The sequence below is a fragment of the Phenylobacterium sp. genome, from assembly GCF_025351295.1.
GTDB lineage: Bacteria > Pseudomonadota > Alphaproteobacteria > Caulobacterales > Caulobacteraceae > Phenylobacterium.
On the sequence record NZ_JANXWD010000151.1, the window covers coordinates 1 to 10,820 of the forward strand.

6 protein-coding genes and 1 pseudogene are annotated in these 10,820 nt (G+C 70.7%); 3 read left to right on the forward strand and 4 right to left on the reverse strand.

Going from position 1 to position 10,820, the window contains the following annotated elements; translation table 11 throughout:
* Positions 1 to 433: pseudogene (locus Q0R13_RS20405) on the forward strand (hypothetical protein); the annotation flags it as partial.
* 13 nt (positions 434 to 446) lie between these two features.
* Here Q0R13_RS20405 and Q0R13_RS20410 read toward each other — a convergent pair.
* The 4 genes from Q0R13_RS20410 to Q0R13_RS20425 are packed head-to-tail and all read right to left on the reverse strand — an operon-like array spanning position 447 to position 9,442.
* On the reverse strand, positions 447 to 1,886 hold the full coding sequence (locus Q0R13_RS20410) for an efflux transporter outer membrane subunit (RefSeq protein WP_293907432.1): 1,440 nt from the start codon (positions 1,884 to 1,886) through the stop codon (positions 447 to 449).
* Positions 1,883 to 5,131 carry an efflux RND transporter permease subunit gene (locus Q0R13_RS20415; protein WP_293907433.1) on the reverse strand — a complete coding sequence of 1,083 codons (3,249 nt, stop codon included), beginning with the start codon at positions 5,129 to 5,131 and terminating at the stop codon, positions 1,883 to 1,885. The genes Q0R13_RS20410 and Q0R13_RS20415 overlap by 4 nt, the downstream gene beginning before the upstream one ends.
* Complete coding sequence (locus Q0R13_RS20420; RefSeq protein WP_293907434.1) at positions 5,128 to 8,220, reverse strand: efflux RND transporter permease subunit; 3,093 nt, start codon at positions 8,218 to 8,220, stop codon at positions 5,128 to 5,130. The genes Q0R13_RS20415 and Q0R13_RS20420 overlap by 4 nt, the downstream gene beginning before the upstream one ends.
* 22 nt (positions 8,221 to 8,242) lie before the next feature.
* Positions 8,243 to 9,442 carry an efflux RND transporter periplasmic adaptor subunit gene (locus Q0R13_RS20425; RefSeq protein WP_293907437.1) on the reverse strand — a complete coding sequence of 400 codons (1,200 nt, stop codon included), beginning with the start codon at positions 9,440 to 9,442 and terminating at the stop codon, positions 8,243 to 8,245.
* 486 nt (positions 9,443 to 9,928) lie between these two features.
* On the opposite strand from Q0R13_RS20425, the gene Q0R13_RS20430 reads away from it, so the two are divergent.
* Together Q0R13_RS20430 and Q0R13_RS20435 are read left to right on the forward strand one after the other, a co-directional pair.
* Positions 9,929 to 10,099 (forward strand): PEPxxWA-CTERM sorting domain-containing protein, encoded by a 171-nt coding sequence (locus Q0R13_RS20430; protein WP_293907435.1) that lies wholly within the window; start codon positions 9,929 to 9,931, stop codon positions 10,097 to 10,099.
* 118 nt (positions 10,100 to 10,217) lie between these two features.
* Positions 10,218 to 10,607, forward strand: a complete 390-nt coding sequence (locus Q0R13_RS20435; RefSeq protein WP_293907436.1) for a hypothetical protein — start codon at positions 10,218 to 10,220, stop codon at positions 10,605 to 10,607.
* The last annotated feature ends 213 nt before the right edge of the window (positions 10,608 to 10,820 follow it).

Sequence of the window (10,820 nt, forward strand, 5' to 3'; positions counted from 1 at the left end):
CGCGCGCCTGCTCTGGACCGAATATGAGGCCGACGACGCCCAGGAAATCTTCAACGACCTGGACGACCGGCTCGGCGACCTCGCCGAGGACGCGGCGTTCCTGGGCACCCCCATCGAGACCCTGATCGCCCGCCTGACCGACGAATTCGTCGTCGCCTCGGCCGAAGACCCCGAAGACGAAGACCCCGAAGACGACGATCCCCAAGACGACGACCCCCAAGACGAGGCGCCGCAGACCGCCGCGGCGCCGGTCCCGCACGCGCAGGAGATGGACGAACCGCCCCCGGATCGCCCGGTCGAAACCCACCCGCCGCCGCCCCCCGAGCCGGCCCCCCCCGAGCCGGCCCCGCCCGATCCCTGGCCCGAGCCCTACATCCCGCCCTGGGAGCGCCTGCGGCCCGGCCAGATGTTTCCCGGCGGGTCCGGCTGGTAGCCTCAAGCCCCTGTCACCGAGATCGCCAGCCGCCCCCCAGCGCCTGGATCAGCGCGACCGCCGTGGTCTGCCGCTGCGCCTGCGCCTGGGCCAGCGCCCGGCGGGCGGCGTAGGCCGCGGTCTGGGCGGTGAACACCTCCACATAGCTGACCTGGCCGGCCTGGTAGCGGTTGTTGACCATCGCCTCCGCGGCGTCCGCGGCCGTCGAGGCCTCGCGGCGCAGGGCATACTGGGTGTCGAGGACCCGCGAGGCCACCAGCTGGTCCTCGACGTCCTGCAGGGCGGTGAGCACCGTCTGGCGGTACTGGGCGACGGTCTGGTCGTAGGCGGCCCGCGCCCCCTTGACCCGCGCCTGCCGCGCGCCGCCGTCGAACAGGGTCTCGGCGGCCGATAGGCCATAGCTCCACAGGCTGTTGGAGGCGTTGAACAGGGCGCCCAGGCTGCTGGCCGCGAAGCCGTAGGAGCCGTTCAGGGTCAGAGTCGGGAAATAGGCCGCGCGGGCGACCCCGATCTGGGCGTTGGCGTCGGCCATCCGGCGCTCGGCCGCGGCGATGTCCGGCCGCCGCTGCAGCAGCGTCGAGGGCACGCCGGGCGGAATAGCCGGTGCGTCGGCGGTCCAGGCGGCGGCGGCAAGCGCGAAGCTCCCCGGCGCCTCGCCGACCAGCACGGCGATGGCGTGCTCGTAGGTGGCCCGCTGGCGCTGGGCGCCGGCCAGGTCGGCCTGGGCGTTGCTGAGCTGGGTCTGGGCCTGCAGCAGGTCGCTGTGCGCGATGGTCCCGGCGTTGAAGCGGTTCCGGGTGATCTGGACCGTGCGGCGATAGCCCTCGACGGTGGCCTGGTCCAGGGCGAGCTCGGCGTCGGTTTCGCGCAGGCCGAAGTAGTCGGCGGCCAGTTCCCCCTGCGCGGACAGGGTGGCGTTGGCGAGGTCGGCGTCGCTGGCCTGGGCGCTGGCCTTGGCGCCCTCCACGGCGCGGCGGATGCGGCCCCAGACGTCCGGCTCCCAGGTGGCGCCCAGGCTGGCGCGGTAGGTCGTGCGCGAGCCGCCCGCGCCGCCGGTCGTGGTGGTGGTGCCATCGGGGTTGATGACGGTCGTGCCGCCCCCGCCGCCATTGCCGGAGCGCGTGCCCCCGCCGGTCAGGCTGACGGTCGGGAAGAGGGCGGCGCGCTGTTCGCTGACCAGGGCGCGGGCCTGGCGATAGGCGGCCTCCGCCGCGGCGATGTTCTGGTTGGAGACCTTCACCCGGGTCTCCAGCCCGTCCAGCCCCGGGTCGCCGAACAGGGTCCACCAGTCGCCGCGGTCCAGGGCATCGGCGGGGGCGGCGGGCGACCAGCCTTCAGCCTCCTTGTATGCGGGCGATATCGGCGCGGACGGCCGCGCATAGTTGGGCCCGACCGCGCAGCCGGCGAGGGCGGCGCAGGCCAGCAGGGCCAGGGCGGTGCGGGGCTGGGTCATGCGGGCTGGGCCTCCTGGCCGCCGCGACTGAGGAACCGCTCGTCGCGGGGCCGGCGCAGGCGGTCGAGGTAGATGTAGACCACGGGCGTGGTCAGCAGCGTCAGCAGCTGGCTGGCGATCAGCCCGCCGATGATGGCGACGCCCAGCGGCTGGCGCAGCTCCGAACCCTCGCCGAACCCGATGGCCAGCGGCAGGGCGCCCAGGCCGGCGGCCAGGGTGGTCATCAGGATGGGGCGGAAGCGCAGCAGGCAGGCCTCGCGCACCGCCTCGGTGGCGCTGATGTCGCGCGACCGCTGCGCCTCCAGCGCGAAGTCGATGATCAGGATGGCATTCTTCTTGACGATGCCGATCAGCAGGAAGACCCCGATCAGGGCGATGATCGAGAATTCCATCTTGAAGATCATCAGCGCCAGCACCGCGCCGATGCCCGCCGAGGGCAGGGTGGAGAGCACGGTGATCGGGTGGACCAGGCTCTCGTACAGCACCCCCAGCACGATATAGATCGCCACCAGGGCCGCGGCGATCAGCACCGGCTCCTGCTTCAGCTGGGCCTGGAAGCTCTGGGCCGTGCCGGCGAAGGCGCCGCGGACGTTGTTCGGCATGCCGATCTCGGCCTCGGCCCGGGCGATGGTCGCCGTCGCGTCGCTCAAGGTCGCGCCGTCCGCCAGGTTGAACGAGATGGTCGTGGCCAGCTCGGTGTCCTGGTGGTTCACCGCCGTCGGCGTGGCCCGCTCGGAGACGGTGGCCAGCGCGGTCAGCGGGATCATCCGGCGCACCGAGGTCGAGAGCGCGCTGCCGGTCGAGGGGTCGCGCAGGGAGGGATTGGCGACCTGGCTGGGCTGGGCCGCCGCGGTCGTCGTCGCGCCGGCCGCCGTGTCGCCGCCCACCGTCGCGCGGCTGACGACGGTGCGGGTCGCCGCGCTGCCGCTGGCGGGCACATAGACCTGGGAGAGCGCCTCCGGGCTCTGGGTGAAGGCCGGGGCCACCTCCATCACCACGCTGTACTGGTTCAGGTCCTCGTAGATGGTCGCCGCCTGCCGCTGGCCGAACGCGTTGTAGAGGGCGTTGTCGATGTCGCGGGCGGTGACGCCCAGCCGGGCGGCGGTGTCGCGGTCGATGTTGACGAAGGTCTCGATGCCATTGTCCTGCTGGTCGGTGTTGACGTCGGTCAGGGTCGGCTGGCCCTCCAGGGCGTCGGACAGCTTGATGGCCCAGGTCCGCAGGTCGGCGGCGTTGTCGCTCTTCAGCGTGTACTGGTAGGTGGCGTTGGACTGGCGGCCGCCCATGCGCACGTCCTGCTGCGGGTTCAGGAACAGGCTGACGCCGGTGATGTGGGCCAGCTTGGGCCGCAGCCGGGCGATCACCGCCTGGCCCTTCTCCTTGCGCTCCGAGCGCGGCTTCAGGTCCACCGACAGGAAGCCGCCGCCCGATCGTCCGCCGCCGGTGAAGCCGACCACCGTGGCCACCGCGGGGTCGCGTTTGATGAGGGTCACCAGGGTCTTCATCTTGCGGCCCAGCTCCTGGGACGAGATCGACTGGTCGGTCCGCAGGCCGCCGTTCAGCCGCCCGGAATCCTGGGTCGGGAAGAAGCCCTTCGGGATGGCGATGTAGAGGTAGACGTTCAGCCCGATCACCGCGGCCAGGATCAGCATCACCAGCGGCTTGGCCGACAGCGCCCAGTCCAGGCTCCGGCCATAGGTCCGCTGCAGCCGGTCGAAGCCGGCCTCGAACCAACGCGCCAGCCGGCCCGGCGGCTGGTCCGGGTCGGCGCGGCGCAGCAGGAAGGCGCACATCATCGGCGTGGTGGTCAGCGAGACCACCAGCGAGATCATCACCGCCGCCGACAGGGTCACCGCGAACTCGCGGAACAGCCGCCCCACCTGGCCGCCCATGAACAGCAGCGGGATGAACACCGCCACCAGGCTGACGCTGATCGACAGCACCGTGAAGCCCACCTCGCGCGCGCCCAGCAGGGCGGCCTCGAAGCGGTCCATGCCGGCCTCCAGGTGGCGGGTGGTGTTCTCCAGCACCACGATGGCGTCATCGACCACGAAGCCGGCCGCCACCGTCAGGGCCATCAGGCTGAGGTTGTTCAGGCTGAAGCCCAGCAGGTACATGGCCCCGAAGGTCGCCAGCAGCGACACGACCGTCGCCACCGCCGGGATCACCGTGGCCCGCGCGCTGCGCAGGAAGGCGCTGACCACCAGCACCACCAGGACGATGGCGATCAGCAGGGTCACCTCGATCTCGTGCAGCGAGGCGCGGATGCTGGACGTGGCGTCTGAGGCGACCTGCAGCTTCACGTCGGCGGGCAGCTGCGACTGCAGGGCGGGCAGGGTCGCGCGGATGGCGTCGACCGTCTGGATGATGTTTGCGCCCGGCTGCTGGGTGACCAGCACGATGATCGCCGGCTGGCCGTTGAACAGGCCGAGGGTCCGGGTATCGGCGACGCTGTCGGCCACCTGCGCCACGTCGCTGAGCCGGATCGGCGCGCCGCCCCGGAACGCCACCACCAGGTTGCGGTAGTCCGCCGCCTTGCGCCCGCCCGTGCTGGTGTAGATCTGGAACCGCCGGCTGGCGTCCTCGACCACGCCCTTGGGGCGGTTGGCGTTGGCCGACTCGATGGCGGCGCGGACGTCCTCAAGGCTGACGCCGTAGCGATTGAGCGCGAAGGGCGCGATCTCCACGCGGACCGCCGGCAGCGAGCCGCCGCCCAGCTCCACCTCGCCCACGCCGGTCGCCTGCGACAGCCGCTGCTGGATGATGTTGGAGACCGCGTCGTAGATCTGGCCCGGGGTCTTGGTATCCGAGGTCAGGGCCAGGATCACCACGGGCTGGTCGGCCGGGTTGCGCTTACGGTAGGTCGGGCTGCTGCGCAGCGTCGCCGGCAGGTCGGCGCGCGACGCGTTGATCGCCGCCTGCACCTCGCGCGCGGCCGAGTCGATGTTCTTGCTGAGGTCGAACTGCAGGCTGATCCGCGCCGAGCCGGTGGAGCTGGACGAGGTCAGCTCGTTGATCCCGGCGATGGTCCCCAGCCGCCGCTCCAGCGGGGTGGCGACGCTGGTGGCCATGGTCTGCGGGCTGGCGCCGGCCAGGGTCGCCGAGACGGAGATCGCCGGATAGTCCACCTGCGGCAGCGGCGCCACCGGCAGGACGAAGAACCCGGCGATCCCGGCCAGCGCCAGGCCGACGGTCAGCAGGATGGTGGCGATCGGCCGGCGGATGAACGGCTGCGAGAGGTTCACCTGGCCGGCTCCGGCTCGCCCTCAGCCGCCCCCGTGCGCCGGCCGCGCCGCGCCAGCCGGTCGAACGCCAGATAGACCACGGGCGTCGTGAACACGGTCAGCAGCTGGCTGACGATCAGCCCGCCGAAGATCGCCAGGCCCAGCGGCCGGCGCAGCTCCGCGCCCTCGCCCATCCCCAGCATCAGCGGTATGGCGGCGAACAGGGCCGCGAAGGTGGTCATCAGGATCGGGCGGAACCGCAGCAGCGCCGCCTGGTGGATCGCCTCGCGCGGGCTCTTGCCGCCCACCCGCTCCGCGTCGAGCGCGAAGTCGATCATCATGATCGCGTTCTTCTTCACGATCCCGATCAGCAGGATGATGCCGATGATCCCGATCACCCCCAGGTCGTTGCCGGTCAGCAGCAGCGCCAGCAATGCGCCAACCCCAGCCGAGGGCAGGGTCGACAGGATGGTCAGCGGGTGGATGTAGCTCTCATAGAGCACGCCGAGCACGATGTAGACGCAGACCACCGCCGCCAGGATCAGCCACAGCTGGTTGGTCAGCGAGCGCTGGTAGGCGCCGGCCGCGCCCAGGAAGCTGATCGCCACGCCATTGGGCTGGCCGATCCGCTCGGCGGTCGCGCGCACGTCGTCCACCGCCGCGCCCAGCGAGACGCCGGGCTGGGTGTCGAAGCCAACGGTGGCGGCGGGGAACTGGGCCACGTGGCGGATCTGCAGCGGCGCGGGTTGCTCGCGGATGGTGGCCACCGCCGACAGCGGGGTCGCCCCGCCGGGCGCCTGCAGCTGTACGCCGCCCAGGTCCGACGGCTTGGCGGCGTCGGCCTGGGCCTCCAGGATCACCCGGTACTGGTTGGTCTCGGTGAAGATCGTCGAGATGATCCGCTGGCCGAACGCCGAATAGAGCGCGTCGTCGATGGCCGAGGGGCTGATCGACAGCCGCGCGGCGGTGTCGCGGTCGATGTCCACGAAGGCGGCCAGGCCGGTGTCGGTGGCGCCGGAGACCAGGTTGCGGACCTTGTGGCTGTCGTCCAGGGCGGCGGCCAGCTTGTCCGCCCAGGCGTTCACCGCCATGGTGTCGGCGCCCTCCACCGAGACCCGGTACTGGGTCGGCCCCGACTCCGCGTCGACCGTCAGGTCCTGGGTGGGCTGCAGGTAGAGGTCCATGCCCGGGACTTTGGCGGCGCGATCCTTCAGCCGCTGCATCAGCCTTTCCTGCGACCCGTGGCCGAGCTTCAGGTTGATCAGGATCTGGCCGGTGTGGAGCATGGCGTTGGTGGCCGCGTCGACGCCCACGAACGAGCTGACGCTGGCCACCGCCGGGTCGGCCAGGATGGCGTTGGCGGTCGCCTGCTGCAGGTCGGCCATGCGGGGGTAGGAGACGGTGTCGGCGGCCTGGGTGCGGCCCTGCAGCTGGCCGGTGTCCTGGGTCGGGAACAGCCCCTTGGGGATCACCAGGTAGAGCACGACGGTCAGGGCGAAGGTGGCGATCGCCACCGCCAGGGTCGCGGTCTGGCGATCCAGCACCCAGATCAGGCCGCGGTCGTAGCGGGCGACGAGCTTGTCGAACAGCGCCTGCGACCGGCGCGCGAGCCGGCCCTCGCTGGCCGGGTCCTGCTTCTTCAGCCAGCGCGCCGCCAGCATCGGGGTCAGCGTCAGCGACACCACCGCCGAGATCAGGATGGTGATCGCCAGGGTCACCGCGAACTCGCGGAACAGCCGCCCCACCACGTCGCCCATGAACAGCAGCGGGATCAGCACCGCGATCAGCGACACCGTCAGCGAAATGATCGTGAAGCCGATCTGCCGGGCGCCTTTCAGCGCGGCGTCGAACGGCGCCTCGCCGTCCTCGATGTGACGCTGGATGTTCTCGATCATCACGATGGCGTCGTCGACCACGAAGCCGGTGGCGATGGTCAGGGCCATCAGGCTGAGGTTGTTCAGGCTGTAGCCCAGCAGGTAGGTGACCCCGCAGGTCCCGATCAGCGAGATCGGCACCGCCAGCCCGGCGATCACCGTGGCCCGCAGGCTGTGCAGGAAGAAGAAGATCACCAGCACCACCAGGGCCACGGCGATCAGCAGCTCGATCTCCACATCGCGCACCGAGGCGCGGATGCCCGTGGTGCGGTCGCTGAGCACGGTCATCTTCAGCTGTGGCGGCAGGGCGGCGGCCAGGTCGGGCAGCTGGGCCTTGATGGCGTCCACGGTCTTGATGACGTTGGCGCCCGGCTGGCGCTGGACGTTGAGGATGATCGCCGGGGTCCGGTTCGCCCAGGCGCCGATCTTGACGTTCTCCGCCCCGTCGATCACCCGCGCCACGTCCGACAGCCGGATCGAGCCGCCGTTGCGGGTGGCGACGATCAGGCTCCTGTAGTCCTCCACGCTCAGCAGCTGGTCGTTGGCGTTGATGGTGTAGCTGCGGGTCGGGCCGTCGAAGCTGCCCTTGGCGCTGTTGGCGTTGGCGGCGCTGATGGCGCTGCTGATCGTGCTGAGGGTCAGGCCGTACGAGGCCATCGAGCGGGTGTCGACGAGGATGCGCACCGCCGGCCGCTGGCCGCCGCTCAGGGTGACCAGGCCCACGCCGGACACCTGACTGATCTTCTGCGCCAAGCGGGTGTTCACCAGGTTCTGCACCTGCGTGAGCGGCAGGACGTCGGAGGTGATCGCCAGCGTCAGCACCGGGGCGTCGGCCGGGTTCACCTTGGCGTAGACCGGCGGGGCGGGCAGGTCGGCGGGCAGCAGGTTGCCGCCGGCGTTGATCGCGGCCTGCACCTCCTGCTCGGCCACGTCCAGGCTTCCGCCCAGGTTGAACTGCAGGGTCACCACCGACGCGCCGGCCGAGCTCACCGAGCTCATCCGGTCCAGCCCCGACATCTGGCCGAACTGCCGCTCCAGCGGCGCGGTCACGGTCTGGGCCATCACCTCGGGACTGGCGCCCGGATAGACCGTCTGCACCTGGATGGTCGGGTAATCCACCTCCGGCAGGGCCGACAGCGGCAGCAGCCGGAACCCCACCAGCCCGCCCAGCACGATGGCCGCCATCAGCAGCGCGGTCGCCACGGGGCGCATGATGAAGGGGCGCGAGGGGTTCATGCGCTGGACCTGGCCCGGCGGCCTAGCCGCCGGCCGGCGGCTGGGCGGCGCGCCGATGGCGCTGGCCGGATGCGCCGCCGCCGGTCTGCGGCTTGTCGCCGGGCAGGGTGACGTGGGCGCCTTCGGTGAGGCGGTCGCCGCCCTCGGTGATCACCCGCTCGCCGGGCCGCAGGCCCTGGACGATGCTGACCGTGGTGGCGGTGGCCGGCCCGCGGACGACCTTGCCCTGGGTCACGGTCTTGTCGGGCTTCAGCGTCCAGACGAAGTCGCCGTTCGCGCCGGTGCGCACCGCGCTCACCGGCACCACCACCGCGCCCTTCAGGGTCTGCAGGCTCACCCGCACATTGACGAACTGGCTGGGAAACAGCTTGCCGCCGGCATTGGCGAAGCGGGCCTTGGCGCGGATGGTGCCGGTGGTGGTGTCGACCTGGTTGTCGAGGGTCGAGAACACCCCCTGGTCCAGCACCAGGGTCTTGGTGCGGTCAAAGGCGGTGACCGGCAGCACGCCCTGGCCGGACTGGGTCTGGATCCGCGGGACCTCGTCCTGCGGCACGGTGAATTCCACGTCGATCGGGGCGATCGCGGTCAGCACCACGATGCCGCCCGCCGCCCCGGCGCCGATATAGTTGCCCACGTCGACCACGCGGAGGCCGACCCGCCCGGCCACCGGGGCGATCACCCGGCTGAAACCCAGGTTCAGGCGCGCGGCGCCCACCTGGGCCTGGTCGGTGGTCACCGTGCCCTCCAGCTGGCGCACCAGGGCGGCCTGGGTGTCGACGTCCTGCCGCGCGATGGAGTCCTGGGCCAGCAGAGTGCGGTCGCGCGCCAGCAGCAGGCGCGCATTGGCCAGCTGCGCGTCGTCGCGGGTCAGCGCGCCCTGCGCCTGCAACAGCGCCATCTGCAGCGGTCGCGGGTCGATCACCGCCAGCACCTGGCCCTTGCGCACCATCTGGCCCTCGCGGAACAGGATCTGGGTGATGGTCCCCGACACCTGCGGGCTGACCGTCACCGTCGCCGCCGGCGTCACCGTGCCCAGGGCGTCCAGCGTGATCGGAATGTCCGCCGTGGTCGCGGTGGCCACGCCCACCGTGGTCGAGGGCCGCCCGCCGCGCCCGCCGCCGCCGGGACCGCCGCCGCCGGGACCGCCCGCGCCGCCGCTGGCGCTGCGCTGCGCCAGCCCGACCGCCAGCCAGATCGCCGCGGCGATCGCCACCAGTACCATGAGCACGACCAGCGCCCGGCGGCCGGGACCGCCGCCCGCCCGCGGGCCAGGTGCTTTCGATCGGGCGTCCATCGTGCCTCCAGCCAGGCCTGCGGAATGGCGCAGCCGTGAGCGCAAGCGTCACCGGAACGGCTGGCGACCGCCGCCGTTCCACGTCGGGCTCCCGACACGGGCGGCGTCGGTTCGGGCGCTGTCTGACGGGCGACTGGGGCCGCTCAAAGGCCCGGCATTGCGGATTTGCGCCAGTGCGTGACGACGCGGAAACGCGAGGAGCCCAGGCGGGGGTTGGCCCGTCCGGATGGGCAGCTCAGCCCCTTTCAACGATGTCGACACGGGGCTGTCCCGACACCCTTCTCGTCCTGTACCCTGGGGTCGATCAAATCGTGCGCTTCCGGGGTGTCAGGCGCTTCACATATCCTCACCTATTCCCTGAGTTCGGCGTTCCAGGAACTGACATCGGTCAGCAACACGGCGGAACTCCCGGTGATGGGGATATCGATCAGCAACAATGCGGGCGTGTCGGCTGATTTCGACAACATCGTCGCGACGCCCTTCGGTGGCGCGGTCCCCGAACCTTCGACCTGGGCGCTGACCATCGGTGGTTTCGGCCTCGCGGGCGCAACCCTGCGTCGCCGCCGCGCGGCGATCGCGGGCTAGAGCTCAGGTTAAGTCGCGATACCCATACGGTCGCGCCTTGGTCGCTCATCACCTCCATTCAGAGACAAAATTCCTGGGCGGGGAAGATGGCGCGCGAGGAACCCTCAGGCGTCGCCATGTGAAAGTATGGGCCGCGATCCCCATCGGCAAAGAGGCCGACAATCTGGAGGAGCGGGAGTTATTCGGCGAAGATGACCAAAGTATCGAGTGGGGCCTGGTGCGAGAGGACCGAAGGCGGCTGTTCGCCGATATCGAAGAGCTGTTGGACGCGCACGACATCAGCGACCGAAATCTTATCGAAACGGCCCGCGTGTCTGGACACACGCTATCGGCATTGCGGAAGGGGCGTCGCGTCGCGTTCGGACCGAACGAACTTTGGACTACACGGCGTGGCTTCAGCGGCCAGGCCCAAGCCCTGCTTAAGAAAAAGCGGCGGATCGGTTCTCGCATCGTTGATGTTTGCGCCATCCTCAACGGTTTCGACGCCACGATGCCTGAGTTCGAATGAAACCATTGCGGCGCTTACGATCCAGCGAAGCGGCCAGAGACCCACCCTCAGCAGACATGACCAGGTTACGTTCCGGGGTAGTGCCCAAAGTGCGGCTCATCCGGCCGGTGGCTATATCCCCCACTTCCCCCAAAAAGAACATCTTGCGAACTTGGAACAAAGGCGGTACGTCTGACTCATGGGTCGCCGCCCGGCAGTTGGGTCCGACCGGGT